The following is a 26,329-nucleotide window of genomic DNA, read 5'->3' on the forward strand; positions in this document are numbered from 1 at the left end:
ATCGACATGGCGACATCGCCAAAACCGGTGCGGCCGCTGTGGCGGCGGCTGGTATGGATGGCGGTGCTATGGAGCGCCAGCGTGCTGGCGCTCGGCGTGGTCGCGACGCTGTTTCGCCTGCTGATGACCGCCGCCGGGTTGAAAACGCACTGATTTATTTGCCGTAGTATCTGCCGTATTTTTTATCCGCGCCCCATGCCTGCCGGTTATTCGGCGGGCAGCTTTCTTTAACCGGGCAAACCGGTTCATTTCGCGCGCCTTACCTCCAGAGGGGTAGGGGATAAGCGTCATCCTATGACTCAGGTCAGGAAAGCTGAGTGGATTTCCGCTATGCTGAGCGCAAAAATAGTGAATGAAATCCGCTATATACAGGATTATATACCGCATTTTCAGTGACGGATAACCTGATTTGGCGATAGACTTCATGAAGCAATCACGGTTGTTCGGCGTCGGTGAAGCGACGCCGGGAAATCAAACTCCTAGCCCCGGAGCCTAAGTTCGCGCGCAAGCGAGGATACGGTTCCCTGGCCGTGGCCGATGGTCACCAGGGTGCAGGGTAGAAATGCCCGCATCTCCCGTATTTGGAAAGGTGTTTATGGTGAGTCAACTGACCGATGCGTTTGCGCGCAAGTTTTACTATTTGCGCCTGTCGATAACGGACGTCTGTAATTTTCGCTGTACCTATTGTCTGCCGGACGGCTACCAGTCGAACGGCGCGACGCCCCATCGTTTTCTGTCGCTGGATGAAATCCGCCGCGTTGGCCGCGCGTTTGCCGATCTGGGCACCGAAAAGGTGCGCCTGACCGGAGGCGAGCCGTCTTTGCGCCGGGATTTTGTCGACATTATTGCCGCTATCCGCGAAAACCCGGCGATTCGCACGCTGGCGGTCACCACCAACGGTTACCGGCTGGCGCGGGATGTGGCGAGCTGGCGCGAGGCCGGGCTGACGGCGCTTAACGTCAGCGTCGACAGCCTGGATGCCCGCCAGTTTCACGCCATTACCGGGCAGGACAAATTTCGTCAGGTGATGGACGGCATCGATGCCGCCTTCGCCAGCGGATTTCGCCGGGTGAAAGTCAATACCGTACTGATGCGCGATGTCAACGACAGCAGCCTGCACACCTTTCTCGACTGGATCCGCACCCGGCCGATCCAACTGCGTTTTATTGAACTGATGGAAACCGGCGAAGGGCGGTCGATGTTCCGCCGTCACCATGTATCCGGTCAGGTGATCCGCGAGCGCTTGTTGCAACAAGGTTGGCAACAGCAGGAGCGGGCGCGCAGCGACGGCCCGGCGCAGGTGTTCTCGCACCCGGATTATCAGGGTGAAGTGGGGTTGATCATGCCGTACGAAAAAGACTTTTGTCAGAGCTGCAATCGGCTGCGGGTGTCGGCCATCGGCAATCTGCACCTGTGCCTGTTCGGCGAGCAGGGCATTCCGCTGCGCGATTTGCTGACGGATGACGACCAGCAGGAGGCGCTGAAGCTGCGTATTTCCGGCGGCCTGAGCAGCAAACGGCAATCGCATTTCCTGCACGACGGCAACAGCGGCATTACCCCGAATCTGTCCTTTATCGGCGGCTGAACCGGCCGCGCAATAGCGTTAAGGAGTGTTTATGAGCAAGGTCAGCAGCGAATTTATTCCTCTGCGCGTGGCGGTGATGACGGTGTCGTCGCGCCGCACCGCCGCCGACGATACGTCCGGCGATTATCTGCGTGAAGCGTTGCAGCATGATGGGCATCAACTGGCGGGCAGCGCGATTGTCAGCGAAAACCTGTACCAGATCCGCGCGCAGGTTTCCGCCTGGGTAGCCAGCGACGATGTACAGGTTATCCTGATCAACGGCGGCACCGGTTTTACGCCGGGCGACCTGGTGCCGGAGGCGGTCCGGGTGCTGTTCGACCGGGAAATCGACGGGTTTGGCGAACTGTTCCGCATGGTGTCGTACGAAGAGATCGGCACCGCCACCATTCAGTCCCGCGCCATTGCCGGTTTGGCTAACCAGACGGCGATTTTCGGCGTGCCGGGGTCGACCAAAGCCTGTCATACCGCCTGGGAGCGCATTATCCGCGAGCAACTGGATGCGCGCCAGAAACCCTGTAACCTTTATCCCCATTTGAAAAAGTAAGCTGTTATGTCACAACTGACCCACATTAACGCAGCCGGTGAAGCGGCGATGGTGGATGTTTCCGACAAGGCGGACACGGTGCGCGAGGCGCGCGCCGAAGCCTTTGTGGAAATGGCGCCGCAGACCCTGTCGATGATCATCGACGGGCGGCATCACAAGGGCGATGTCTTCGCCACCGCGCGCATCGCCGGTATCCAGGCCGCCAAGCGTACCTGGGAGCTGATCCCGCTGTGCCATCCGCTGTTGTTGAGCAAAGTGGCGGTGGAGCTGGAAGCCCAGCCGGAGCACAACCGGGTGCGGATTGAATCCCTGTGTCGGCTGACCGGCAAGACCGGTGTGGAAATGGAGGCGCTGACCGCCGCCTCGGTGGCGGCGCTGACCATTTATGACATGTGCAAAGCGGTGCAGAAAGACATGGTGATCGGCCCGGTGCGGTTGCTGGCGAAAAGCGGCGGTAAATCCGGTGATTTCAAGGCGGAGGCATCATGATTACCGTGTTGTTTTTTGCGCAGGTGCGGGAACTGACCGGCACCGATCGGCTCTCGCTGTCGGCGGAATATCGGGACGTGGCGTCGTTGCGACAGGCGCTGTGCGCGCGGAGCGACCGCTGGGCGTTGGCGCTGGAAGACGGTAAGTTGCTGGCGGCGGTGAATCAGTCGCTGGTGGCGATGTCGCACCCTCTGACCGATGGCGACGAAGTGGCGTTTTTCCCGCCGGTAACCGGAGGCTGAGTGATGGAGACGCGTATTCAGGTAGGGGAAGCGCCGTTCAGCGTGGGCGACGAGTATGCCTGGCTGGCGGCGAGCGATGCGGACGGCGCGGTGGTGACGTTCACCGGCAAAGTGCGCAATCATAATCTGGGCGATCACGTCAACGCGCTGACGCTGGAGCATTATCCGGGCATGACGGAAAAGGCGCTGACGGAGATTGTCGACGCGGCGCGGCAGCGTTGGCCGATTCAGCGCGTGAGCCTGATTCACCGCGTCGGCGCGCTCTATCCCGGCGACGAAATCGTCTTTGTCGGCGTCAGCGGCGCCCACCGCCATGCCTCGTTCGAGGCGGCGCAATTCATCATGGATTACCTCAAAACGCGCGCGCCGTTCTGGAAACGGGAAGCGACGTCGGATGGCGACCGCTGGGTGGACGCCCGCGATAGCGATCGGCAGGCGGCGGAGCGTTGGTAATGGCAACGGCGGCGGATTGATTGCCGCCGCTGTATGATTTTCAGCGTAATAATTTCACCGTTGAAGAAAAAGCGATAAAAAGCAGTGAATTATAAATTTTGCATTAAAATAGTGTTAAGGAAATAATTAATAAGAATCATTTTTATTTCTATTTTAGTGCTACGATAATGAGCCGGCGGTTATGTTCCGCCTGATTCGCTTTTATTGTCATACAGTTAATTGCCATACAGTGAAAAGGATAATGGTATGAAACGGCGTATTGCTTCCCTGTTCCCCGCCACCCTGCTGGCGTCTTCCCTGGTGATGGGGTTCTCCTTCGGCGCGCAGGCTGAAGATGAAGGTATTGTGATTTACAACGCGCAGCACGAAAACCTGGTGAAATCGTGGGTAGATGGTTTTACTCAGGAAACCGGCATTAAAGTCACGCTGCGTAATGGCGGCGACAGCGAATTGGGCAACCAACTGGTGCAGGAAGGCAATGCCTCTCCGGCCGACGTGTTCCTGACGGAAAACTCGCCGTCGATGGTGCTGGTGGATAACGCCAACCTGTTCGCGCCGCTGGACGCCGATACGCTGGCGCAGGTGGAGCCGCAGTATCGTCCGTCCCACGGTCGCTGGATCGGCATCGCCGCTCGCTCGACGGTGTTTGTCTACAATCCGGAGAAACTGACCGAGGCGCAATTGCCGAAGTCGCTGATGGACCTGGCTAAACCGGAATGGAAAGGCCGCTGGGCCGCATCCCCGTCCGGCGCCGATTTCCAGGCGATTGTCAGCGCGGTGCTGGAGCTGAAAGGCGAGAAAGCGACGCTGGAATGGCTGAAGGCGATGAAAACCAACTTCACCGCTTATAAAGGCAACAGTACGGTGATGAAAGCGGTGAACGCCGGCCAGATCGACAGCGGCGTTATTTACCACTACTACCCGTTTGTCGACGGCGCTAAAACCGGCGAAAACAGCAAAAATATCCGTCTGTACTACTTCAAACATCAGGATCCGGGCGCGTTCGTCAGCATCTCCGGCGGCGGCGTGCTGGCCTCCAGCAAGCATAAGCAACAGGCTCAGGCTTTCGTCAAGTGGATCACCGGTAAGAAAGGTCAGGAAGTGCTGCGTACCAACACCGCCTTTGAATACGCGGTGGGCGTGAATGCCGAGTCCAACCCGAAACTGGTGCCGCTGAAAGACCTGCAGGCGCCGAAAGTGGACGCCGCCAAACTTAACGGCAAGAAAGTGGTTGAGCTGATGACCGAAGCAGGTCTGCTGTAATGCGTCAGTGCAGGGCGGGAGTACAATAAGGCATATGGCCGATGTGGAATGGAAAGTCGCCGGCGTCGGTGTGACCCACCCGGTGCGACCGGGGGCGCGGCCATACCGGATTGCTGGCGGCGGCATGGCGCTGATGGCCTTGCTGTTGTCGTTGCTGGCGTTGCTGCCGTTGGGTTTCGTGGTGGGTATCACCCTTGAAACCGACTGGGAAACGATAAAAGCGCTGGTGTTCCGGCCTCGGGTCGGGGAACTGCTGCTTAATACCGTATTGCTGGTGGCGGTGACGCTGCCGCTCTGCACGCTGCTCGGGGTAGCGCTGGCCTGGCTGACCGAGCGTACCACGTTGCCGGGGCGCCGCGCGTGGTCGCTGTTGTTGACCGCGCCGCTGGCGGTACCGGCCTTTGTTCAAAGTTATGCCTGGATCAGCCTGTTGCCCGGCATGCATGGCCTGGCGGCGGGCGTGTTCCTGTCGGTTCTCGCCTATTTCCCGTTTATTTATCTGCCGGCGGCGGCGGTGCTGCGCCGGCTTGATCCCAGCCTGGAAGATGTGGCGACCTCACTGGGCGCCAGACCCTGGCGTGTTTTTTTTCGCGTGGTGTTGCCGCAGCTACGGCTGGCGGTGTGGGGCGGTTCGCTGCTGATTGCATTGCATCTGCTGGCGGAATACGGCCTGTACGCCATGATTCGCTTCGATACCTTCACCACCGCAATTTTCGAACAGTTCCAGTCTACCTTTAACGGTCTGGCGGCAAACATGCTGGCGGGCGTGCTGGTGTTGTGCTGTCTGGGGCTGCTGCTGCTGGAAGCGCTGACCCGCGGACGCGTGCGCTATGCCCGCGTCGGCTCCGGCAGCGCCCGTAACCTGACGCCCTGGCGGCTGTCGTCGCCGGCGGCGCTGGTTTGCGTTTTGTTGCCGCTGGCGTTAACCGTGCTGGCGCTGGGCGTACCGCTGATGACGCTCGCTCGCTGGCTGTGGCTCGGCGGCATGGAGGTGTGGCGCAACGACGAACTGTGGCCCGCATTGCGCCAGACGTTGTGGCTGGGCGTCAGCGGCGCGGCGCTGGTGACGCTGTGCGCGTTTCCGATGGCCTGGCTGTCGGTGCGCCATCCGTCGCGGCTGTATCGCCTGCTGGAAGGCTGTAATTACATCACCAGCGCGTTGCCGGGCATTGTGGTGGCGCTGGCGCTGGTCACCGTAACCATTCATACCCTGCGGCCGCTGTACCAGACCGAATTCACCCTGCTGCTGGCCTATGTGCTGATGTTTATGCCGCGAGCGCTGATTAACCTGCGCGCCGGCATTGCGCAGGCGCCGGTGGAATTGGAAAACGTCGCGCGCAGTCTGGGGTGTTCGCCCGGGCGGGCGTTGTGGCGCATCACGCTGCGGTTGGCGGCGCCGGGCGCGGCGGCTGGGGCGGCGATGGTGTTTCTCGCCGTCACCAACGAATTAACCGCCACGCTGTTGCTGGCGCCGAACGGCACCCGCACGCTGGCGACCGGCTTTTGGGCGTTAACCAGTGAAATCGACTATATGGCGGCCGCGCCCTATGCGTTGATTATGGTGGTGCTGTCGCTCCCGCTGACCTGGTTGCTCTATTCTCAATCGAAACGTACGGCAGGTTTATGAATACGCTTGAACTTTATGGCATCGGCAAATCTTTCAATGCCGTCTCGGTGCTGGATGGTATAGATTTGCAGGTTGCGCCGGGCAGCCGTACCGCGATTGTCGGCCCCTCCGGTTCCGGTAAGACAACGTTGCTGCGTATTATTGCCGGTTTCGAGGCGCCGGATAGCGGCACCGTGCGGCTGCAAACGCGCGTGGTGGCAGATGCGCACCAGTGGGTGCCGGCGCACCAGCGCGGCATCGGCTTTGTACCGCAGGACGGCGCGCTGTTTCCGCACTTTACCGTGGCGCAGAACATCGGTTTCGGGCTTGAGGGCAGTAAACAGGATAAACAGCGGCGCATTGATGAACTGATGGCGATGGTGTCGCTGGACTCGCGGCTGGCAGCACTGTGGCCGCATGAATTATCCGGCGGCCAGCAGCAGCGGGTGGCGCTGGCGCGCGCGTTGTCTCAGCGCCCGACGCTGATGCTGTTGGATGAACCTTTCTCGGCGCTGGATACCGGCCTGCGCGCCGCGACCCGTCAGGCGGTTTCCGCCCTGCTGGCGGAGGCGGGCGTGGCGTCGATTCTGGTGACTCACGATCAGGCGGAGGCGTTGTCGTTTGCCGATCAGGTGGCCGTCATGCGGCAAGGGCGGCTGGTGCAGGTGGGATCGCCGCAGTCGTTGTATCTGCGCCCGGTGGATGAAGCCGCCGCCGCGTTTCTTGGCGACACGCTGGTGCTGTCGGCACAGTTGAAAGACGGGCGCGCCGCGTGCGCGCTGGGCGATATCGCGGTTGACGATAATCAGTCCGCCGGCGCCGCACGCATCATGCTGCGACCGGAGCAGATTCAGCTCTCGCTGGCCGAGCCGTCGGCGGCGCCGCAGGCGGTGGTGGCGAACATCGAGTTTGCCGGATTCGTGTCCACGCTGCGCCTGCGAATGACCAATAGCGCGCAGATGATCGAACTGAAAAGCGTCAGCCGGGAAGATATCGTCATCGGTTGCGGCGTCAATCTGACGGTAGCCGGGCGGGCGCACCGACTGGATTAGTTCCGGCGGCCGCCTTCACTGTGGAGCGCTGGCCGTAATCACGCGCCGTGCGGGCGCATAGCCTACATAAATTGCGATGACCGTTGAGGAAGCGTTATCCGTTGCGTGTAGCATTTTGTGTTAAGCTGAAAAACAGGTGGGCGTAAGCCCGTTCTGTTTCACTCAATGCAAAGGTTGCATCATGGATCGATTTCCACGTTCTAACGGTTCCATCGTCCAGCAGGCCGGCACCGGTCTGCAAACTTATATGGCGCAGGTCTATGGCTGGATGACCTGCGGTCTGTTGCTGACCGCGTTTGTTGCCTGGTATGCCGCTAACACCCCGGCGGTGTTGCAGATGGTGTTCTCCAGCAAGATCACCTTCTTTGGGCTGGTGATTGCCCAACTGGGGCTGGTGTTTGTGCTGTCCGGCATGGTGCACCGCCTGAGCGGCGGCGTCGCCACCACGCTGTTTATGCTCTATTCCGCGCTGACCGGCCTGACGCTTTCCAGTATTTTCATCGTCTACTCCGGCGAATCCATCGCCAGCACCTTTGTGATTACCGCCGGTATGTTCGGCGCCATGAGTCTGTACGGCTATGTCACCAAGCGCGACCTGACCGGCATGGGCAGCATGCTGTTTATGGCGCTGATCGGTATTCTGCTGGCCACGCTGGTGAATTTCTGGCTGAAAAGCGAAGGGTTGCAGCTTGCCATCACCTACATCGGGGTGCTGGTGTTTGTCGGCCTGACCGCTTACGACACGCAGAAACTGAAAAACATCGGTGAAGAGCTGTCGGTCGATGACCGGGACAGTTTCCGCAAGTACTCGATCATGGGCGCACTGACCCTGTATCTCGATTTCATCAACCTGTTCCTGATGCTGCTGCGTTTGTTCGGCAGTCGTCGGTGAGGGTGTTAACCAACAGCCGGGTTGTTTTGTGAACGGTGAAGTTTGTCTGGTCAGTGAATGATTTCGTGCGGGATAAACGGCGTGGTTTCTTTGCCACATCATCGCACGCACGACAAGGAGAGGTTTGTATCTTGCTCATGTCGTGATTAGCTATCACGACATGAAACAGAGTGAGCTTCGAAGGAGAGCCAGGGCTATAAACCTTGTGGTTGAGTTTAAGCCCTCTGTTTCACCTTTCACGCCAGCATTAACATTGAACGGTTACCCAGAGCACTGACTCTGAATGTACAAGCGGAACGGGCGTGATGGCTTCAGTGAAAGGGGACATCATTATGTATTACGTTGGTATTGATATCAGTAAGCGTTTTGTCGATGTGTGTTTGTTAGCTGATGGCATGAAAGGTAAACGGAAGACGAAAACGTTACCCAATAGCCCCAACGCCGTTCAGGCTTTGGCTGAATGGCTAACGCGACAAAAATGTGACCCGGGTCAGGCCCATATCATCATGGAAGCCACGGGGGTTTATCACGAACACCTCGCTTATGGTCTTCATCAGTCAGGCATTGCCGTATCCGTGATAAACCCTCATCGGTTGCGTGAATTCGCCAGGGGAATGGGGATACTCACGAAGACGGATAAAGTGGATGCCTATGTGCTGGCCTGTTATGGCGGTTTGCGCCAACCGGAGGGCTGGAGCCCGCCTTCGCCAGAAATAAGGAAACTCAAGGCATTACTCCAGCACAGGGATAGTCTGCTGAGTGATAAACAACGCATAGAAAATCGGCTGAGCACGTTAGCATCCACACAGGCCCCGGAAGAGGTCGTGGCGTCGCTGGACTCGATGGTGCGGCATGTAAAGAGTGAGCTGGAACGCATTGAGCGACTGATAGAAGACCACATAGACAAGCATCCCGGACTAAAAAACGACCTGAAGCTCCTGAAATCGATTGATGGTGTTGGCGACCAAATCGGCTGGAATATGTTAGCCACCATCCGGAGCGGTCACTTCAGGAGCGCGGAGCAGGTAGCGGCGTATCTGGGGGTTATCCCGGTAGAGCGTCGCTCAGGCACCTCGGTACGAGGCAGAGCCAGGTTGTCGAAAATAGGGCCGCCCGCGATGCGGGCAAAGCTGTATATGGGAGCCATAGCCGCCATCAGTCACAATCGTCATGTAAAAGCGCAATACGAGCGACTTTTGCTGAAAGGCAAGGCGAAGATGTTGGCGGTAGGCGCGGCGATGAGGAAACTGGTCCATCTGTGTTATGGCGTGCTGCATACGCAGCAGCGCTATGACAAGAATTATGGGGTGGTAGCCAGTTGAAATACTTGACTGGCAACACGGTTACTCAAACGCCACCTCTCCTTGACCACTGGCTGGTGGCTAAACTGTGCCGCTACGCGGTTCCTTCGGCATTCGCCTTCGCTGTTCGGACCGCCCGTGACGCGTTCCAGACGCGGCACGGGCTTGCGCGGCGTCCCTGCCGCGCATCCGGCGAAGTCGCCTACCTCAGCACAGTTTTTTACGCCAGAAAAACCTTCGCCTGACATTTAAAGGTTATCAGCAATCTAACGGGCCAAATTGGCTCTGCTTGTGTTTGTTATTTCTTTTCGCTGTCATCCGTCGGCGGGGGGCCCACCTGGGTTAACTGCGGGCTGTGCGCCGGCAACCAGCCGACCATCGACGGGAAGCGTTTCAGGAAATGGAACACCACTACGTTTTTGAGCATCTGCCAGTACGAGCGTTTCGGTAGTTGCGCAGGGTCAACCCGTACGCAGTCTTCGCGAATAAGCTGGTGCAGGTTGTCCCGCAGTTGCTGGTTGAAGTCGCGGTCATTGATGATCAGATTGGCTTCGAGGTTGAGCGCCAGACTGAGCGGATCCAGGTTGCTGGAGCCAATGGTGGTCCAGTATTCATCCTGCAACGCGACCTTGCCGTGCAACGGCTGACGACGGTATTCATAAATGTCCACCCCGGCTTTCACCAGCCAGGGATAGAGCAGACGCGCTCCCACCAGAACGATCGGCATATCCGGCTGTCCCTGAATGATCAACCGTACCCGCACATCTCGTCGCGCGGCCTTGCGCATCGCCCGCAGCAGGCGATAGCCGGGGAAAAAATAGGCATTGGCGATCACCACCTCGCGTTTGGCTCGTCGCAGCATCAGCAGGTATTGACGTTCGATGTCGCGCCGGTGCAGACCGTTGTCGCGCCAGACAAACAGCGCCTGCGCGTTACCGGGGTGGGGGTTGCGCACGGCGCGGCGAAAGCGTCGCCGCCACCAGATGCGCGGCTCCTCATCATGGGCCAGCGCCGCCAGCACAAACCGGTAGATATCGTCCACTACCGGGCCGCGCACTTTAACGGCGTAATCCTGCTTGGCTTCCGGGCCGTAGTCGCTCAGGTGGTCGGCCGAGTAGTTGATGCCGCCTATCCAGGCGGTGTGGCTGTCCACCACCACGATCTTGCGGTGCAGACGCCGGAACAGGTTGGTACGCATCAGGCCGAACAGGCGTGGGCGCGGGTCGTAAAAATGGAAGCGTACGCCGGCTTCCACCATCGGTGCGAGAAAGGCGGGCGACAGGTCGTGCGAACCATAGCCGTCGGCGGTGGCATCCACGCTGACGCCGCGCTGCGCCGCCGCGATCAGCGCTTCCCGCAACGCGTAGCCGACCTTGTCCTCAAACCAGATGAAGGTTTCCAGCACCACCCGATTGCGGGCCTGACGGATCGCGTCAAACACGCTGGGATAGAATTCGTCGCCATTCACCAGTAGTTCAATTTGGTTGCCGTCGCGCCATTCGGTTTTCACAAATGAATCTCCACCGCCAGCGGCGCATGATCGGACAAGTGCGACCAGGGTTTGGACGGCAGCAACTTCGGTACGCTGGTTCGGGCGTTGCGCACATAGATGCGGTCGAGGCGCAGCAATGGAAAGCGAGCCGGAAAGGTCCGTGCCGGTTTACCGAAATGCTGACTGAATACCTCTTCCAGACCGGCGCTGCGTTTCAGCAGGGCGCTGGCTTTCATCTGCCAGTCATTGAAATCTCCGGCGACGATCAGGGGCACCTCGGCGGGTAGCGTCGCCAGCAGGTCGCACAATAATGCCATTTGCTGTCGCCGGTGCGAGGCGGTGAGCCCCATGTGTACGCACACGATGTGGATATGTAAATCCCGGTTGGGGACTTTCAGTACGCAATGCAGGATGCCGCGTTTGGCTTTTTCGGATACCGATACGTCCAGATTGCGATAGCTGAAAATGGGAAAGCGCGACAGCACCGCGTTGCCGTGCTCGCCTTCCGGGTAGACCGCATTGCGCCCGTAGGCGTAATCGTTCCACATGGTTTCCGCCAGAAACTCGTAGTGCGAGGTGTCCGGCCAGTGTTCTACCTGCAACGGATGGGTGGAATGGCGGCCCAGCACTTCCTGCAGACAGACGATATCGGCGGAAACCGAGCGTACGGCATCGCGCAGTTCCGGCAGGATGAAGCGGCGGTTCAGTGCGCTGAACCCTTTATGGGTATTGATGGTCAGCACGGTGAAAGAAAACCCCAATGACGGTTGCGAGACGGTATCCATTGTTTTCCCTCGTTCCCAAGTAGCTGAATAATCAGTGTAGTCAGTGTTTGGCAAAGCGTCGCTGACGGCGGGCGCCGGCGGTTTGCGCCAGCCTAGCCAATCTTGCGCCGAAACAGGGCGTAGGCGGCGCTGCCGGTGGTGGCGGTGATTGCCAGCAGCGGCCACACCCCGCGCCAGACCACGGCCAGGCTGGCGTTTTTCAGATATATCTGTTTGGTAATATCGGTGAAATGGCGCACCGGGTTGACCCAGGTAAGCTGTTGCAGCCATAACGGCATATTCTCGACGGGCGACACGTAGCCGGACAGCAAAATAGCGGGCATTACGAAGACAAAGACGCCGATGAACGCCTGTTGCTGGGTGGAACAGAGCGAAGAAATCAGCAGCCCGAACCCTACCAGCGACAGCCCGTACACCAGCATGCTGAGGTAGAACAGCAGCAGCGAGCCGGAAAACGGGATGCGGTAGGCGAGGATGCCGGCCGCCAGCACGATGCTGGCCTGAACGGTGGCGACAATCAGCGCCGGCACCGCCTTACCGACAAAGATCTGCCCGGTGGACAACGGCGAAACCAGCAGCTGTTCCAGCGTGCCCTGTTCCCGTTCGCGCGCCACCGACAGCGCGGTGACGATCAACACGCCAATGGTGGTGATCAGCGCCACCAGCGACGGCACCACGAACCATTTGTAGTCCAGATTCGGGTTGTACCAGTGACGAATCACCAGCTTGCTCTGGTGCGTCAGCGCCGGATCGTTCAACTGCTCTAACTGATAATCCTGCACGATCTGTTGTACATAGCGGGCGGCGATCTGGGCGCTGTTGGAGTGGCGTCCATCGAGCAGAAGCTGGATGCTGGTCGGCGTGCCGCTGACCAACTGGCGCGAGAAATCGGGCGGGAAACGCACCAGCAGCAGCGCCCGCTGGTTATCGATCGTGGGCGCGATGTCCTGCGGGTTGTGCAGGGTGATGACCCGAGAAAAGGCGCTGGCGCTGGCGAAACGCTGCGTCAGCTCCACCGAAGCCGGGCCGTTGTCTTCGCTGTAAATGGCGAGCGTGGCGTCGGTGACGTCCAGCGTGGCGGCGAACGGGAACAGTAACACCTGCAGCAGCACCGGCAACACCAGAATGGCGCGGGTTTGCGGCTCGCGCAGCAATGACTGAAGCTCTTTGCGGATCAGCGTCCACAGACGATGCAACATACTCTTTTCCCTCATCAGCGTGCCGGCATACATCCGGCACGGCCCGGTGGATGAATTACCGCACCTAATCCAGTCGGCGGCGGGTTTTCCAGGCGGTCAGGCCGATGAAAAACACCGCGGACGTCATTAAAAACAGCAGGTTCATCAGCAGCACGCTACCGATATTCCCGGCCAGAAACAGGGTTTGCAGCGTGCTGACGAAATAGCGGGCGGGGATCAGGTACGACACCGCCTGTACCGGCACCGGCATGCTGTGGATTTCGAAAATAAACCCGGACAGCATTACCGCCGGCAGAAAGGCGGCGTTGAGCGCCACCATCGCCGCGTTGAACTGATTACGGGTCAGGGTGGAAATCAGCAACCCCATCCCCAGCGTACTGGCGAGAAACAGGCTGCTCAGGCCGAACAGCAGCCACAGCGAGCCGCGATAAGGTACCCTCAGCACAAACACCGCCACCACCACGCACAGGGCCATAGCGATCATCCCCAGCACGTAATAGGGGAGCAATTTGGTGAGCAGCAGTTCGGCGCGGGTGACCTGCGTTGAAAGCAGCGCTTCCATGGTGCCGCGTTCCCACTCGCGGGCGATCACCAGCGAGGTCAGGATCGCGCCGATCACTGTCATGATGATGGTAATGGCGCCGGGAATGATGAAATGCCGGCTGATGGCGGCGGCGTTGAACCAGTAGCGGGTCTGCACCTCAATCAGCGGTTGATAGCGGCCGCCGTGGTCCTGCGCGTATTGCTGCTGCCAGAGTTGCCACACCCCCTGAGCGTAGCCCTGCACGAATTGCGCGGTATTCGGCTCGCTGCCGTCGGTGATGACCTGAATCGGCGCGCGATCCTGCGGGTGCGCCAGCCGTTTGGCGAAGTCGGCCGGGATGACCACCAGACCGCGAATCTGCCCGGCCTGCATCCGTGCTATCAGCGCCGGGCGGTTATCGCTGAGGGTGACGGACAGAAAGGGCGAGCCGGTAAAGGCGCGCGCCAGGCTATCGGCCTCGGCGCTGTGTTGCTCCATCAGTACGCCGACGTTCAGGCGGCTGGAGTCGAGGTTGATGCCGTAGCCGAAGATGAACAGCAACAACAGCGGGATGACGAAAGCGATCAGCGCGCTGCTGGGGTCGCGCAGGATCTGGCGGGTTTCCTTCAGGCACAGCGCGCGTAAGCGTCGCCAGGAAAAACGTTTATCGTCAATTGGTGGTGACATGGCCGGCCTCCTGATCATAGGCCTGCACCAGCGTGATGAACGCCTGCTCCATGGTCGGCTCCGGCGCGTCGTCGCTGGCGGCCTGACGTTTCAGGTCATCCGGCGTGCCGCTGGCGATGAGCCGGCCGCGGTACACCAGCCCGATGCGGTCGCAGTATTCGGCTTCGTCCATAAAATGGGTGGTGACCATCACCGTCACGCCTTTGTCCACCATGCCGTTGATGTGTTGCCAGAACTCCCGGCGGGTAAACGGGTCGACGCCGGAGGTGGGCTCGTCAAGAAACAGGATGTCCGGTTCGTGCATCAGCGCGCAGGCCAGCGCCAGCCGCTGGCGGAAGCCGAGCGGCAGCGCGTCGGGCGTTTGCTGGAAGATCGGATGAAAGTTGAACGCCTGCGCCATACTGTCCACCTTATCCTGCTGATGCTGGCCGCGCAGGCCGTAAACGCCGGAGAAAAAGCGCAGGTTTTGTTCCACGGTCAGGTTGCCGTACAGCGAAAATTTTTGCGCCATGTAGCCGAGATGCTGTCGCGCCCGGCCGGAACGGGTCTTGAGGTCCATATCCAGCACCAGCGCCTGACCTTCGGTCGGCGTCAGCAGGCCGCACATCATGCGAAAGGTGGTGGATTTCCCCGCGCCGTTCGGCCCCAGCAGGCCGAAGATTTCACCGCGGCGCACCTGAAAATTCACCCGGTCGGTGGCGGCGAAATCGCCGAATTTTTTGGTCAGGTTCCGCGCTTCGATCACCGTCTCCCCGCGGTGAGTGTCCAACTGCGGCAGAATAGCCGCCAGCGACGAGGTGGCGCTCGGCCCGCCGCCCAGCAGGTCGATGAACGCATCTTCAAAGCGCGGCGCGGTGTCCTGCACGCTGTCCGGCGGCAATTTGAGGGCGTGCAGCAGCGCGGCGCGATCCGCCTGCGGTTTCAGAATCAGCCGCACGTAGCGCCCCTGAATCACGCCGTCGCTCACCTGCGGCTGACGCAGCGCCTGTTGCAGTAGACGGCGGTGGTTGCTGCCCGGTTGGTCGAGCAGCAGGCAGCGGCCCGCCATCCGCTGCGTTAGGTCGGCGGGGGCGCCCCGGTAGAGCAATTCGCCTTCGTTAAGCAGCAGCACGTCGCGGCACTGTTCGGCCTCGTCCAGATAGGAGGTGCTCCACAGAATCAGCATGCCGTCGTCCGCCAGTTCATGCACCATCCGCCACAGTTCGCGGCGGGAGATCGGGTCGACGCCGACCCCCGGTTCATCCAACAGCAACACGCCGGGCTGCCCCAGCAGGGTGCAGGCCAGCCCCAGTTTCTGCTTCATGCCGCCGGAGAGTTTGCCCGCCAGCCGGGTGGTGAAGCGGGTGAGGTCGGTAAACTGCAACAGCCGATCAAAGGTGGCGCGCCGGATGTCGCCGGTGATGCCGCGCAGGTCGGCGTACAGCGTCAGGTTTTCCATCACGGTGAGGTCTTCGTACAGGCCGAATTTCTGCGGCATGTAACCGAGCCGGGCATGTAACTGGCGGTCATCGGCGATCGGGTCCAGCCCCAGCACCCGAATCGTGCCCGCGCTGGGCGTCAGCAATCCGGCCAGCATGCGCATCAGCGTGGTCTTGCCGGCGCCGTCCGGCCCCACCAGCCCGGTGACCGCGCCGGCGCGAATCTCGGCGCTCAACTGCGCCAGCGCCGGTTTCGTCATGCCGTCGAAGCGTTTTTCCAGCGCGTCGAGGCGGATCAGCGGCGGGTCACTGGTCATGGCGCGACCGATCCTGCATCAGCGTGAGGGTTACCGGCATCCCCTGACGCAGACCGTCGTCCGCGTCGCTGACGATGATGCGCAGCCGGTACACCAGGTCGGTGCGCAACTCCGTGGTTTCGACATTTTTCGGCGTAAATTCGGCGCTGGGCGACACAAAGCCGATTCTGCCGTGATAGGGGCGGTTCGGGCGGCCGTCGGTGTAGATCAGCACCTCGCGCCCGGGCGCGGCGCGGCCCAACTGGGTTTCATTGACGTAGGCGCGAATCCATACCGGCTGGGTCAACGACAGGGTAAAGACGGTGCTGCCGGCGCTCAGCATGCTGCCGGCTTCGGCGGCCCGGGTCAGAATCACGCCGGGAGAGGGCGCGTACAGGCGCGTATCCTGCAGACTGAGTTGCGCCTGTGCTTCAGCGGCCTGCGCCTGCGCCAGCGATGCTTCGGCGGCGGCTATTTCCTGCGGCCGGTTGCCGCGCTCATATTGGCTCAGTTTTTCCCGCGCCGCCTGCAACGTCGCCTGCGTTTGATTGCGGGTGGAACGGGCGTCTTCCAGCGCGTTGGCGGCCAGGGTGTGTTGCTGCCACAGGCCAAGCTGGCGCTGGTAGAAGCTGTTGGCGTAGTCGTAGGCGGCCTGCGCCTGCTCCAGTTGCGAACGCACCTGGGCGATTTCCTCGCTGCGGTAGCCTTCCCGCAGCAGCGCCAGTTGCGCCTGCGCGCTGGCTACGCTGGCTTTTTCCTGCCGTAGTGCGTTCTGCTGCGGCGCGTTATCCAGTCGGGCCAGCAACTGCCCCGGCTGGACAACCTCCCCTTCATCCACATTTAGAGCGGTCAGGCGTCCGCTGACCCGGAACCCCAAATTGACGCTGCGGATATCCACATTACCGTACAGCGTCAGCGGCGCATCCTGCTGGCTACGGTAGTGCATCAAGCCGTAGCCGGCGGTGGTGACGGCGAACAACGCCAGCACCAACCATACCCCTGTTTTTTTATTCATAGCGCTCCCGATATGACTTCGTGTGATTGCCGATCCCGCTATTACGACGACATCACTTAAGAATAATCCGATATTCAACAGATTGCCGTGTTCTGACTGACGGCGTGCTGATTCAGCGCGGATATGCGCTGCCGCGGCAGAAGAGAACCGGCTTTTTAATCAGTAAACGATTGATATCCATGAAGAGCTCGGCCATTTTGCGCAGAATGCGGAGGATAAAATGTGATCGACAGATAAAAATTCCTCAAACAAGCGATTTTCTGTTACAATCGCGCGCAGTCACGCACCGTAGTTTGTGCCCATTCATCTGGAGTCAGCGTTGTAAGGCGTGTACGCCGACGCGGCGCTGAACCCATCTGTTGTCACCCTGAAAACTGCACCGGCGGATGCCGGGTAGGGTGAATCTGGAGTTGTTCTCGTTATGTCTTTTGAATCCCTCGGCCTGAGTGCCGATATTTTGCGCGCTGTGGAAGAACAGGGCTACCGTGAGCCGACGCCGGTTCAGCGTCAGGCGATTCCGGTGGTGCTGGAAGGGCGCGACCTGATGGCAAGCGCCCAGACGGGTACCGGCAAAACCGCCGGCTTCACCCTGCCGCTGCTGCAATTGCTGAGCCACCGTCCGTCGCAGGCGAAAGGCCGCCGTCCGGTGCGGGCGTTGATCCTGACGCCGACCCGCGAACTGGCGGCGCAGATCGGCGAAAATGTGCTGGCGTATAGCAAATACCTGCGTCTGCGTTCGCTGGTGGTGTTCGGCGGCGTTAGCATTAACCCGCAGATGATGAAGCTGCGCGGCGGCGTCGATATTCTGATTGCCACGCCGGGCCGTCTGTTGGATCTGGAGCACCAGAACGCGGTCGACCTGTCGCAGGTGGAAATTCTGGTGCTGGATGAAGCCGACCGTATGCTGGATATGGGCTTTATCCACGACATCCGCCGGGTGCTGGCGAAGCTGCCGCCCAAACGTCAGAACCTGCTGTTTTCCGCCACCTTCTCCGACGAGATCAAGGAACTGGCCGGGAAGCTGCTCACCAATCCGGCATCGGTGGAAGTGGTGCGCCGCAATACGCCGTCCGAACTGGTGACCCAGCACGTGCATTTCGTGGACAAGAAACGCAAGCGCGAACTGCTGTCGCTCCTGATCGGCAAACACAACTGGCAGCAGGTGCTGGTGTTTACCCGCACCAAGCACGGCGCCAACCATCTGGCGGAACAACTGAATAAAGACGGCATCACCGCCGCCGCTATCCACGGTAACAAGAGCCAGGGAGCGCGTACCCGTGCGCTGGCTAATTTCAAAGACGGCGACATCCGCGTGCTGGTGGCGACCGACATCGCCGCCCGTGGGTTGGATATCGACCAGTTGCCGCATGTGGTGAACTACGAGCTGCCGAATGTGCCGGAAGATTACGTGCACCGTATCGGCCGTACCGGCCGGGCGGCGTCGACTGGCGAGGCGTTGTCGCTGGTGTGCGTCGATGAACACAAACTGCTGCGTGATATCGAGCGTCTGCTGAAGCGGGAAATCCCGCGGATGGAGATTCCGGGTTATGAACCGGACCCAACGATCAAGGCCGAACCGATCCAGAACGGCCGGCAGGGCGGGCGCGGTGGTCGTGGCGGCGGTGCGCCGCGTCAGGGCGATCGTCCGCAAGGCGAACGCGCATCCGGACGCCCGCAGGGCGAACGTCCTCATCAGCCGCGTCGTGATGGCGCAGCGCGCCCGGCCGGACAGCGCCCGGAAGGGCAATCCGCCCGCCGTCGCCCGCCGCGCAAGCCTGCCGGCGGCCAGTAAGCGGGTTACCCGGCACGGTCGGGTCGCTATCCGGTCACGCAGCAAATAAAATAGCTACCCGGTCGGGTAGCTATTCGTCGGCAAACCTTGTTATCCAGTCAGTTATCGCCCAGGTCGTCTTCCCATGATGAGAAGACGGTCGTTTACGCGGCGGTTTTCGCCACCGGTTGCGGCCGGGGGCGATAAAACATCACCGCATTGCCCGCCAGAATCAGCAGTAAACCCAGCACGGCGTTGCTTCGCCATACGTACCCTTCGTACAGGGTGGAGGCGGAGAGCGCGACCAACGGAAACAGCAAGGTGGCATAAGCCGCCTGGCTGGCGCCGATACGCCCAACCAGCGCGAAGTAGGCGCCAAAACCAATCACCGAGCCGAACAGCGCCAGGTAAGACAGCGAACCGAGATAGCGCAGCGAGAATTCCGGCGTAAAGCGGTAACCCAGCAGCAGTGCGATGAAACCCATCGCCAGCGCGCCGTACAGCATGCCCCAGCCGTTGGTGGTCATGATGTCCCGGCCCATGCGTTGGTGCTGGGCGCTGATGATGTTGCCGAGCGAAAAGCAGTAGGTGGCGATCAGGCTCATGCCGACCCCCCACAGCAATTGTGGGCTGCTGCCAAGTTGTAGCAGATCGTGCCAGAACAGCAGGATGATGCCGGCCAGCCCCAACGGCGCAGCCAGCTTCACGTTGCGGCTGAGACGGGTGCCGAAAAACAGCCGGCTGTTGAAGGCGTTGAACAGCACCGCCATCGAAAAGATCACCGATTCCAGCCCGCTGGGGATCCAGGCGACGGCATGATAAAAGCAAAAGAAATTCATGCCGAAAACCGTCACCCCCTGAGCCATACACAGCAAATGCGCGCGGCCGCTCAGCGGGCGCAGGCGCCGAGTCAGGATCAAAAACGCCATTAACAACGCCGAAGCGATGGCGAAACGCCAGAAAATCGACACTTCTGGCGGCACGCTACCTTGCTGTAGACTGATGGCGATCCAGGTGGTGCCCCAAATCAGCACCACGGCGCAATAAAGCAGGCTATTCATCGTCAGACTCCGCTAATAATCAATTTCACGAACAATCAATTTCACAAACAGTCAATTTCACAAACAGTTTCACCGGTAATTCCGCAAACAATCCGCAAGCAACCGTAAACATTGAGTATCTGGGATTGGCAGGGCGGCGGCTGTCAGCAGCTTGCGGCGAGTAGCAGAATCCTGCGGTTTTTTTATTTCAAACGGCTTCCAGCACCGACAGGGGGCGACCTGCGCCGCACCCCGCCGCCGCACGTTTTCCTTCAGATTACGCAGAATAACGCCAGGGCTATCGATCGGCGGTTGGCGGGGCGCCAGAGTACGGCGTGAGCCGTTGCCGCCGTTGGTAAGTGAGCGATTTCGTTCATTAAGATGGGTTCAGGGTTTATTGCGCAGTCTTCTTGTCCGGCAACGCTTCGATGGTGGTAATCGACGCATTTTCTTCATACGAGTGTCATCTGGAAAGGATAGGGTTCGCTCAGATTGTTGATCGATAACGGTCATGATGATGACAAGGAACCACCCTATGCTGACTCAGGCGGAAGAGCGTCAGGCGAAAATCGTTGAATTTTTGCGCGAAGAGAATTTTGCTGATTTGCGCACGTTAACGGATCGATTCGAGGTTTCGGTCGCCACCGTTCGTCGGGACCTGTGCGATCTTGAGGAAGCCGGATTGCTGCGCAGAACGCATGGCGGCGCGGTCAATATCAATCAGGTCGCGCTGGATGCGACAAACGAGGCCCGCGCCGTCTGGAATCAGGCGGAGAAGGCGGCCATCGCCGCCGCCGTCGCCGGCATGATTGCCGATGGCGACACCGTGCTTCTGGATGCCGGTACGACCGCGCTGGAAGTGGCTAAAAAGCTCGTTGGTCGTCGAAGTCTGACGCTGATCTCGAATGGCCTTGACATCGTTGCTGAATTTTCGCGCAGCGAGGGGCAGAGCATTTACTCGGTCGGGGGGGAATTTACCGCCACGAACCGCTCATTCAGAGGGCCGCTGGCCGAGTATTTCATACGGCAGTTCAATGTCGACAAACTCATCCTGAATGCCGCATCGATCGACGTCGACCGTGGTTTGATCTGCACCTCATCGCCAGTGAATGCGAGCGTCGCGCGAGCCATGATCGACGTGTCGAACCGCGTCATTGTTGTGGCTGACCACTCGAAATTCACGAAATCAAGCCTCTCGGTCATCACCCGGATAGAAGACGTGGGCGTCATTGTTACCGATGCCGGCGCCCGCAGCATCATCGACACCGTACCTGAGAAACTGCGCAAGAAGTTTGTCATCGCGCACTGAAATCCGGCCCTCTGGTCGGCGGACATGGGGATCCGGCTGAACCGCCCGGACTAATCCGGGTACGACGGCTCGCTTAAGTATCTTCCGGCACGCGTTTCTGTACGGGGGAAATCGCTGCCATCCTGGCGGTGATGGGTAGTGAAAAAAGAACAATCGCGGGCACGGCTCGACGGACCTGCTTACTTAAGGAGTGGTTTGGATGAAGATACGCATTTTTATTGCTATGGCGGCGTTGATCGCCGTCTCCCTTGCAGGCGGCGCGGCCGCTCAGGAAGACAATCGTCCTGAGTTACGGATCGCGGTTCAGAAAAACCCGGAGACGCAGGAGCCGGTTGACGCGGCGTCCAACGTCGCTTTTCGCAACAATCCCTCGATTCACGAGACGCTGCTGAAACTTGACCTTGATGGTCACTTCTCGGTGCAGCCGAACCTGGCGACCTCGTGGCGATGGGTAGACGACAAAACCCTCGACGTCACGCTTCGCAAAGGCGTCATTTTCCATGACGGCCGTGAGATGACCGCTGACGACGTGGCCTTTTCGTTCGGGCCGCAACGTTTGACCGACCCGCAGGCACCCGGTTATCCAACCTATCTGACCAGCTTCAGCAGCCTTGCTCATGTCGACGTTGTGAATCCGCAAACTGTCCGTTTCGTCACCAAGTTTAAGGATCCGATCTTGTTACAGCGGCTGGCCAGCTATGCCGCGGTGGTCATCAGCAAAGACGCCTGGGTCAAGATGGGCGGCGACTGGGCGAAGTGGAAGCAAAAGCCGGTCGGCGCCGGCCCCTACAAGGTTCTCGAATCCGTCGCTAACGATCATGTCACGCTGGTCGCTCACGACCGGTATTTCGGTGGAAAGCCCAACGCGAAGCGCGTCACCTTCAAGGTGGTGCCGGAAGTGTCATCTCGTATCGCCGGTCTTCTTGCGGGCGACTATGACATCGCGACCGATCTGCCGCCGGACCAGCTCGACGTGGTGAACAAGTCCGGCACTGCGACGATCGTCGGGGGCCCGGTTCCAAACAACCGCATCCTCTTTTTCGACAAATACAACCCTGCGCTCAAGGATCCGCGCGTGCGTCAGGCGTTGATTATTGCTATCGACCGTCAGGCGATCGTCGACACCATCTGGAACGGCCTGACCGTGGTCCCGAACGGCGAGCAGTTCAAGGAGTTCGGCCCCATCTACCTGAAGGACCGGCCGAAATACGAATACAACCCGGAAAAAGCCCGACAGCTCCTAAAGGAGGGCGGCTACAAGGGCGAACCGATCACGATCCGCTCGCAGAACAACTATTACACGGCGGAAAACCCGGTCAGCGAAGCGGTCGTCGCCATGTGGCAGGCGGTTGGCGTCAACGCCAAACTGGAGTTTGTTGAAGCCGGTAAGCTCTTCGATAACGCCAGCGGTCGGGCGACCGGCAACTGGTCCAGCACCGCGGTCATTGCCGATCCTTACGTTTCCATCTACTCGCTGTCGTTCGCCAGAACCGCAACGATGGGCACGCAGAAGATCTGGATCAATGACGAATTCGACGCTCTTGGCGCGAAGCTTGAACAGGCCGTAGCTCCGGCGGATCGCGCCAAAATCTTCTCCGACATGCTGGACATCATTGAATGGAAGGACCCAGGCATCACGGTTCTTCACCAGAACGCCGTCTTCTTCGGCGTCTCCAAAAAGGTGAAGTGGAAACCGCAGCACGCCTTCGCGATGGATCTGGGGCCGCAAAACCTGTCCTTCGTCAATGCCGCCGGGTGAGGTTGTCGCAATGCGCAAATCCGTTCTCACTATTCAAGACTTGAGCATTTCCTTTCCCGCCGCAAAGGGCAGGACGACGCCGGTTAAGTCGGTATCCTTTGACGTCAGGGAGGGCGAAATCCTGGGGATTGTGGGGGAGAGCGGTTCCGGAAAATCGCTGTCGTGCCTCGCCGTTGCCGGTCTGCTGCCGGCAACGGCCCTGGCTTGCGGTTCGGTCGCCATCGGCGGTCAGACGTTCGCCGCCGACTACCTGCAACAGGCGCTGGCGTCGAAACAACTTGCGCCGATCGGCATGATTTTTCAGGAACCGGTATCCTGCCTCAATCCGGTACGCACCGTTGGCGAGCAAATCGCCGAGGCGGCGCGAAGTGCCGGGCACGATGCGGAGCAAGCCCGCCAGATCGCGCTGCAACTCCTGAAAGACGTCGCCATCGACGAGCCGGAGAGGCGTTACCATGACTACCCTTCGCAATTTTCCGGCGGCATGTGCCAGCGCGTGATGATCGCCACGGCGCTGGCGCTGGAGCCGCAGCTCGTCATCGCCGACGAACCGACGACCGCACTCGACGTCACGGTTCAGGCTCAGGTGGTGTCGCTGCTGGTGTCGCTGGTGCGCAACCGCGGTATTGCCATGATTTTCATCAGCCACGACCTTGACCTGATCGCGGAGGTCTGCGATCGCATCGTCGTGATGTACGGCGGCGAGATCATGGAAGTCGGCACGACTGAAAACATCTATGAACGACCGAGCCATCCCTACACCCGGCTTTTGCTGGACGCGATGCCAGGGCACGGCGAACCGCTCACCCGACTGGTGGAAATGCCCCACAGCTGGCGGCTCGACGCTGCCGTATCCTTAACCTCAGCGGAGCGCTTACCATGAGTTTGAACGCGCCAGGCGGGACGACAGTCCTTGAAGCCCGCGATCTGAATTTCACTTACCCCGCTGGATTTTCTCTTCTGCCGGGCAAGCGGGCGGGTCACCATGCCGTCCGCGGCGTTTCCCTCGCGCTTGGTCAGGGTGAAACGCTCGGTCTGGTCGGCGAGTCTGGATGCGGGAAATCGACCCTCGCCGCTCTGCTGTGCGGCGACCGCCAGCCGGATAGCGGCACGCTGGAACTCTTCGACGCGCCCTTCGCGGGCTATCTCAGGCCGAATCGCCGGCGTCTGGCCCGCGTTCTTCAGGTCGTCGCACAGGATACGCTCGGCGCTTTCGACCCGCGTCATCCCATCGGTCGGCAGATTGAAGAAGTGCTGCTGATTCATGCTATCGGCAGCAAGAGCGAGCGGCGCGATAGGGCTAAAGAAGCGCTCGGCGCCGTTGCGCTGCCGGGCGCCATGCTGGATCGCTATCCGCATCAGATGTCGGGAGGGCAGCGGCAGCGCGCCGCCATCGCCCGGGCGCTGGTGACCGAACCCAACATCCTGCTGTGCGATGAACCCGTTTCGGCGCTGGATGTGTCGGTGCAGGCTCAGGTGCTCAATCTCCTGCTCGACCTTCAGCAGAAGCGCGGTCTGTCAATCCTGTTCATCAGCCACGATGTGCGCGTGGTGCGCCATGTGTCGCATCGGGTCGTGGTGATGCAGGCCGGTCGCGTGGTGGAGAGCGGGCCGACGTCAACCGTCTTTGCCGCACCGTCCGACCCTTATACCGCGAAGCTGCTTGCCGCCGTGCCGAAAGGCAAGCGTCGGGCAACGTCTGCGGATACGGCGTGCAACTGCTCAATACTGGCGGAGGCGAGAGCATGCTGAACATCATGACCGGCTCATTGTTGCGCGCGATATTGACGGTTTTCCTGGTGGTGACCTTTACCTTCGTCATGCTTCGCATCAGCGGCGACCCGATGACGTCACTCCTCGGCGTCGAAGCCCCGCCGCAGGTGGTCGACATGCTGCGCCAGCAATGGGGCTTGGATCGTCCCGTGGCCGAGCAGTATTTCACCTATCTCGGCCGTATGTTGAGCGGCGATTTCGGTACCTCGCTGCGAAGCGGTCAGGACGCGCTTGCCATCATCATCGAGAAGGTTCCGGCGACGCTGCGGCTGATGGCGGCCGCGCTGGTACTGGCGCTGGCGGTGGGCGTCCCGCTAGGTATCGTCGCGGCACGGTATCGCGGCGGCGTTGTCGACCGCGCGGTGATTAGCCTCGCCGTGCTGACGCACTCTGTGCCGACCTTCCTGACCGGCATTCTCCTGATCCAGCTGTTTGCCGTGAAGCTGCGGCTTCTGCCTTCTGGCGGCGGGGCGACGCTCGCCCACATGGTGATGCCCACGCTGGTGATCGGGCTTTACAATGCCGGCGTCATCGCGAGGTTCGTTCGCTCAAGCGCGCTGGAGGTGAGTGGGCAACGTTACATCCTCGCCGCCCGGGCGAAGCGTGTATCGGAGTGGGGGATCATCGTGAGGCATGTGATGCCGAACGCGGCGCTTCCCTTGCTGACGCTGCTCGGATTCCTGCTCGGCGGAATGATTGGCGGCTCCGCGGTGGTTGAAGCGGTATACGCCTGGCCCGGCGTCGGCCTGCTGCTGATCAGTTCGGTCGCTTCCCGCGACGTCGCGGTGGTTCAGGCGATTGTCATTCTCATCACCGTCGCTATGGTCAGCGCAAATCTGCTGGTCGATTTCCTGCATGTGATGGCCGACCCCCGCCTGCGCTACGCGAAACGTTCTTGAAGGAGGGACTCATGGCCGATATCTCCCCTGCGTCGTCAAAGCTGACTTCCGGCTTCTTCGCCAGACTCCCGCGCATTCATCCGCTGTTGGTGGTATGCGTGCTGGTCATCGTGTTTACCGTCGGTGTTGCGGTATTCGCCGACGCGCTGGCGCCATACGGCTTTGCGCAGATCGACCTGAGGGCACGCAAAATGCCGCCACTCCACGTCGTGGCCGGTTCCACGCACTGGCTCGGCACCGACGAGATGGGGCGCGACATTCTAAGCCGCATTTTCTTTGCGCTGCGTATGAGCATGTTGATATCGCTCGGCGCGTCGATCATCAGCATGATTATCGGTACGGCGCTGGGCCTCATCGCGAGTTTCCGGCGCGGTTTTGCCGACGCCATCATCCGGGTGGCGGTCGATTTTCAGGCGTCGATGCCGTTTATCATCATCGCCCTCACGGTGCTGGCGTTTCTCGGCAACAGCCTCACACTGTTCATCTGCCTGCTCGGTTTGTTTGGCTGGGAACGGTTTGCACGTCTGACGCGGACCATGGCCGGGCTTGAACTGGCAAAGCCCTATATCGCCGCGTTGCATCGCAACGGCGCAGGCAGTTTTCGTATCGCGATGGTTCACGTACTTCCCAATATCCTTGCCGTCGTGCTGGTGACATTCACGGTGGTGATGCCTGAAATCCTCATTCTGGAGTCGTCGCTGAGTTTTCTTGGCCTCGGCGTACAACCGCCACAGGTCAGTCTGGGGTCGTTGGTCGGCGCCGGCCGCGACTACATCATGACCGAGTGGTGGATCGCTATCGCGCCAGGCGTGGTCATCTTCGTCCTGTCGCTAACCATCAGTCTTATCGGCGACCAGCTACGCGACATCTTCGACCCGACGCTGAAGTGATCGAAACGCGCGGATTTCACCGCGCAGCGCCGTTGAGCGAAACAAT

25 protein-coding genes and 1 riboswitch are annotated in these 26,329 nt (G+C 60.2%); of the genes, 18 read left to right on the forward strand and 7 right to left on the reverse strand.

The features are described 5' to 3' along the window. Window positions 1–6: 6 nt before the first annotated feature. The 11 genes from CPA59_RS09030 to CPA59_RS09080 all read left to right on the forward strand — a co-directional run bounded on the left by CPA59_RS09030 (window position 7) and on the right by CPA59_RS09080 (window position 9,448). Window positions 7–153, forward strand: coding sequence for a DUF2474 domain-containing protein (locus CPA59_RS09030; RefSeq protein WP_071605258.1), 147 nt, complete (start codon window positions 7–9; stop codon window positions 151–153). A 311-nt stretch (window positions 154–464) separates the two neighbouring features. Beyond that, window positions 465–608: riboswitch (molybdenum cofactor riboswitch) on the forward strand. Then, complete coding sequence (gene moaA, locus CPA59_RS09035) at window positions 596–1,585, forward strand: GTP 3',8-cyclase MoaA (protein ID WP_107759133.1); 990 nt, start codon at window positions 596–598, stop codon at window positions 1,583–1,585. Its footprint overlaps the riboswitch before it by 13 nt. Before the next feature lie 31 nt (window positions 1,586–1,616). Then, window positions 1,617–2,129, forward strand: coding sequence for a molybdenum cofactor biosynthesis protein B (moaB, locus tag CPA59_RS09040; protein ID WP_038659841.1), 513 nt, complete (start codon window positions 1,617–1,619; stop codon window positions 2,127–2,129). A gap of 6 nt (window positions 2,130–2,135) precedes the next feature. Then, window positions 2,136–2,618: a cyclic pyranopterin monophosphate synthase MoaC gene (gene moaC, locus CPA59_RS09045; RefSeq protein ID WP_038659837.1), complete on the forward strand. Its 483-nt coding sequence runs from the start codon at window positions 2,136–2,138 to the stop codon at window positions 2,616–2,618. After that, window positions 2,615–2,860: a molybdopterin synthase sulfur carrier subunit gene (gene moaD / locus CPA59_RS09050; RefSeq protein WP_038918701.1), complete on the forward strand. Its 246-nt coding sequence runs from the start codon at window positions 2,615–2,617 to the stop codon at window positions 2,858–2,860. The genes moaC and moaD overlap by 4 nt, the downstream gene beginning before the upstream one ends. Window positions 2,861–2,863: 3 nt before the next feature. Beyond that, a complete protein-coding gene (gene moaE / locus CPA59_RS09055) occupies window positions 2,864–3,313 on the forward strand; it encodes a molybdopterin synthase catalytic subunit MoaE (protein WP_038918702.1) in 450 nt (149 codons plus the stop codon). Between the two features lie 246 nt (window positions 3,314–3,559). Next, window positions 3,560–4,576 (forward strand): iron ABC transporter substrate-binding protein, encoded by a 1,017-nt coding sequence (locus CPA59_RS09060; protein ID WP_107759134.1) that lies wholly within the window; start codon window positions 3,560–3,562, stop codon window positions 4,574–4,576. 124 nt (window positions 4,577–4,700) lie between these two features. Continuing rightward, window positions 4,701–6,203: an iron ABC transporter permease gene (locus tag CPA59_RS09065; protein ID WP_255412302.1), complete on the forward strand. Its 1,503-nt coding sequence runs from the start codon at window positions 4,701–4,703 to the stop codon at window positions 6,201–6,203. Beyond that, window positions 6,200–7,234 (forward strand): ABC transporter ATP-binding protein, encoded by a 1,035-nt coding sequence (locus CPA59_RS09070; protein WP_107759136.1) that lies wholly within the window; start codon window positions 6,200–6,202, stop codon window positions 7,232–7,234. The genes CPA59_RS09065 and CPA59_RS09070 overlap by 4 nt, the downstream gene beginning before the upstream one ends. 181 nt (window positions 7,235–7,415) lie before the next feature. Next, window positions 7,416–8,126, forward strand: a complete 711-nt coding sequence (locus tag CPA59_RS09075) for a Bax inhibitor-1/YccA family protein (protein ID WP_038918705.1) — start codon at window positions 7,416–7,418, stop codon at window positions 8,124–8,126. Between the two features lie 332 nt (window positions 8,127–8,458). Further along, window positions 8,459–9,448, forward strand: coding sequence for an IS110 family transposase (locus CPA59_RS09080; RefSeq protein ID WP_107760790.1), 990 nt, complete (start codon window positions 8,459–8,461; stop codon window positions 9,446–9,448). 277 nt (window positions 9,449–9,725) lie between these two features. On the opposite strand, the gene clsB is transcribed toward CPA59_RS09080, so the two are convergent. The 6 genes from clsB to hlyD form a co-directional block, all read right to left on the reverse strand. Further along, on the reverse strand, window positions 9,726–10,937 hold the full coding sequence (gene clsB / locus CPA59_RS09090) for a cardiolipin synthase ClsB (RefSeq protein WP_100849367.1): 1,212 nt from the start codon (window positions 10,935–10,937) through the stop codon (window positions 9,726–9,728). Further along, the gene (locus tag CPA59_RS09095; RefSeq protein ID WP_107759138.1) at window positions 10,934–11,704 is read right to left on the reverse strand and encodes an endonuclease/exonuclease/phosphatase family protein; all 771 of its coding nucleotides are present in this window, start codon (window positions 11,702–11,704) and stop codon (window positions 10,934–10,936) included. Before CPA59_RS09095 ends, clsB begins: the two co-directional genes overlap by 4 nt. A gap of 92 nt (window positions 11,705–11,796) precedes the next feature. Next, window positions 11,797–12,903 carry an ABC transporter permease gene (locus tag CPA59_RS09100; RefSeq protein WP_100850444.1) on the reverse strand — a complete coding sequence of 369 codons (1,107 nt, stop codon included), beginning with the start codon at window positions 12,901–12,903 and terminating at the stop codon, window positions 11,797–11,799. Between the two features lie 64 nt (window positions 12,904–12,967). Next, window positions 12,968–14,113 (reverse strand): ABC transporter permease, encoded by a 1,146-nt coding sequence (locus CPA59_RS09105; protein WP_107759139.1) that lies wholly within the window; start codon window positions 14,111–14,113, stop codon window positions 12,968–12,970. Further along, a complete protein-coding gene (locus CPA59_RS09110) occupies window positions 14,097–15,848 on the reverse strand; it encodes an ATP-binding cassette domain-containing protein (protein ID WP_100849368.1) in 1,752 nt (583 codons plus the stop codon). The genes CPA59_RS09105 and CPA59_RS09110 overlap by 17 nt, the downstream gene beginning before the upstream one ends. After that, a complete protein-coding gene (gene hlyD / locus CPA59_RS09115; protein ID WP_049854317.1) occupies window positions 15,838–16,842 on the reverse strand; it encodes a secretion protein HlyD in 1,005 nt (334 codons plus the stop codon). The genes CPA59_RS09110 and hlyD overlap by 11 nt, the downstream gene beginning before the upstream one ends. Window positions 16,843–17,263: 421 nt before the next feature. Here hlyD and rhlE point away from each other — a divergent pair, with 421 nt between their 5' ends. Beyond that, a complete protein-coding gene (gene rhlE / locus CPA59_RS09120; RefSeq protein ID WP_049854318.1) occupies window positions 17,264–18,634 on the forward strand; it encodes an ATP-dependent RNA helicase RhlE in 1,371 nt (456 codons plus the stop codon). 143 nt (window positions 18,635–18,777) lie between these two features. On the opposite strand, the gene CPA59_RS09125 is transcribed toward rhlE, so the two are convergent. Further along, the gene (locus tag CPA59_RS09125; protein ID WP_042859510.1) at window positions 18,778–19,674 is read right to left on the reverse strand and encodes a DMT family transporter; all 897 of its coding nucleotides are present in this window, start codon (window positions 19,672–19,674) and stop codon (window positions 18,778–18,780) included. A 514-nt stretch (window positions 19,675–20,188) separates the two neighbouring features. Here CPA59_RS09125 and CPA59_RS09130 point away from each other — a divergent pair. The 6 genes from CPA59_RS09130 (at window position 20,189) to CPA59_RS09155 (ending at window position 26,283) form a co-directional block, all read left to right on the forward strand. Beyond that, a complete protein-coding gene (locus CPA59_RS09130) occupies window positions 20,189–20,962 on the forward strand; it encodes a DeoR/GlpR family DNA-binding transcription regulator (protein ID WP_038918714.1) in 774 nt (257 codons plus the stop codon). A 199-nt stretch (window positions 20,963–21,161) separates the two neighbouring features. Then, window positions 21,162–22,721 carry an ABC transporter substrate-binding protein gene (locus CPA59_RS09135; RefSeq protein WP_107759140.1) on the forward strand — a complete coding sequence of 520 codons (1,560 nt, stop codon included), beginning with the start codon at window positions 21,162–21,164 and terminating at the stop codon, window positions 22,719–22,721. Window positions 22,722–22,731: 10 nt separating this feature from the next. Continuing rightward, the gene (locus tag CPA59_RS09140) at window positions 22,732–23,604 is read left to right on the forward strand and encodes an ABC transporter ATP-binding protein (RefSeq protein ID WP_107760791.1); all 873 of its coding nucleotides are present in this window, start codon (window positions 22,732–22,734) and stop codon (window positions 23,602–23,604) included. Then, the gene (locus CPA59_RS09145) at window positions 23,601–24,473 is read left to right on the forward strand and encodes an ABC transporter ATP-binding protein (RefSeq protein WP_049854320.1); all 873 of its coding nucleotides are present in this window, start codon (window positions 23,601–23,603) and stop codon (window positions 24,471–24,473) included. The genes CPA59_RS09140 and CPA59_RS09145 overlap by 4 nt, the downstream gene beginning before the upstream one ends. Beyond that, window positions 24,467–25,393 (forward strand): ABC transporter permease, encoded by a 927-nt coding sequence (locus CPA59_RS09150; RefSeq protein WP_049854321.1) that lies wholly within the window; start codon window positions 24,467–24,469, stop codon window positions 25,391–25,393. The genes CPA59_RS09145 and CPA59_RS09150 overlap by 7 nt, the downstream gene beginning before the upstream one ends. An 11-nt stretch (window positions 25,394–25,404) precedes the next feature. Next, window positions 25,405–26,283: an ABC transporter permease gene (locus CPA59_RS09155; protein WP_049854322.1), complete on the forward strand. Its 879-nt coding sequence runs from the start codon at window positions 25,405–25,407 to the stop codon at window positions 26,281–26,283. Window positions 26,284–26,329: the final 46 nt, after the last annotated feature.

The organism is Dickeya sp. Secpp 1600 (assembly GCF_003049805.1).
Taxonomy (GTDB): Bacteria; Pseudomonadota; Gammaproteobacteria; order Enterobacterales; family Enterobacteriaceae; genus Dickeya; species Dickeya fangzhongdai.

Coding starts and splice junctions, on each gene's coding strand:
- CPA59_RS09070 (WP_107759136.1), top strand. CDS start 6,200: ATGAATACGCTTGAACTTTATGGCATCGGCAAATCTTTCAATGCCGTC.
- moaB (WP_038659841.1), top strand. CDS start 1,617: ATGAGCAAGGTCAGCAGCGAATTTATTCCTCTGCGCGTGGCGGTGATG.
- moaC (WP_038659837.1), top strand. CDS start 2,136: ATGTCACAACTGACCCACATTAACGCAGCCGGTGAAGCGGCGATGGTG.
- CPA59_RS09080 (WP_107760790.1), top strand. CDS start 8,459: ATGTATTACGTTGGTATTGATATCAGTAAGCGTTTTGTCGATGTGTGT.
- CPA59_RS09100 (WP_100850444.1), bottom strand. CDS start 12,903: ATGTTGCATCGTCTGTGGACGCTGATCCGCAAAGAGCTTCAGTCATTG.
- hlyD (WP_049854317.1), bottom strand. CDS start 16,842: ATGAATAAAAAAACAGGGGTATGGTTGGTGCTGGCGTTGTTCGCCGTC.
- CPA59_RS09060 (WP_107759134.1), top strand. CDS start 3,560: ATGAAACGGCGTATTGCTTCCCTGTTCCCCGCCACCCTGCTGGCGTCT.
- CPA59_RS09110 (WP_100849368.1), bottom strand. CDS start 15,848: ATGACCAGTGACCCGCCGCTGATCCGCCTCGACGCGCTGGAAAAACGC.
- moaA (WP_107759133.1), top strand. CDS start 596: ATGGTGAGTCAACTGACCGATGCGTTTGCGCGCAAGTTTTACTATTTG.
- CPA59_RS09145 (WP_049854320.1), top strand. CDS start 23,601: ATGAGTTTGAACGCGCCAGGCGGGACGACAGTCCTTGAAGCCCGCGAT.
- CPA59_RS09135 (WP_107759140.1), top strand. CDS start 21,162: ATGAAGATACGCATTTTTATTGCTATGGCGGCGTTGATCGCCGTCTCC.
- CPA59_RS09125 (WP_042859510.1), bottom strand. CDS start 19,674: ATGAATAGCCTGCTTTATTGCGCCGTGGTGCTGATTTGGGGCACCACC.
- CPA59_RS09030 (WP_071605258.1), top strand. CDS start 7: ATGGCGACATCGCCAAAACCGGTGCGGCCGCTGTGGCGGCGGCTGGTA.
- CPA59_RS09095 (WP_107759138.1), bottom strand. CDS start 11,704: ATGGATACCGTCTCGCAACCGTCATTGGGGTTTTCTTTCACCGTGCTG.
- CPA59_RS09075 (WP_038918705.1), top strand. CDS start 7,416: ATGGATCGATTTCCACGTTCTAACGGTTCCATCGTCCAGCAGGCCGGC.
- moaD (WP_038918701.1), top strand. CDS start 2,615: ATGATTACCGTGTTGTTTTTTGCGCAGGTGCGGGAACTGACCGGCACC.
- CPA59_RS09150 (WP_049854321.1), top strand. CDS start 24,467: ATGCTGAACATCATGACCGGCTCATTGTTGCGCGCGATATTGACGGTT.
- CPA59_RS09155 (WP_049854322.1), top strand. CDS start 25,405: ATGGCCGATATCTCCCCTGCGTCGTCAAAGCTGACTTCCGGCTTCTTC.
- moaE (WP_038918702.1), top strand. CDS start 2,864: ATGGAGACGCGTATTCAGGTAGGGGAAGCGCCGTTCAGCGTGGGCGAC.
- CPA59_RS09105 (WP_107759139.1), bottom strand. CDS start 14,113: ATGTCACCACCAATTGACGATAAACGTTTTTCCTGGCGACGCTTACGC.
- rhlE (WP_049854318.1), top strand. CDS start 17,264: ATGTCTTTTGAATCCCTCGGCCTGAGTGCCGATATTTTGCGCGCTGTG.
- CPA59_RS09065 (WP_255412302.1), top strand. CDS start 4,701: ATGGCGCTGATGGCCTTGCTGTTGTCGTTGCTGGCGTTGCTGCCGTTG.
- CPA59_RS09130 (WP_038918714.1), top strand. CDS start 20,189: ATGCTGACTCAGGCGGAAGAGCGTCAGGCGAAAATCGTTGAATTTTTG.
- CPA59_RS09140 (WP_107760791.1), top strand. CDS start 22,732: ATGCGCAAATCCGTTCTCACTATTCAAGACTTGAGCATTTCCTTTCCC.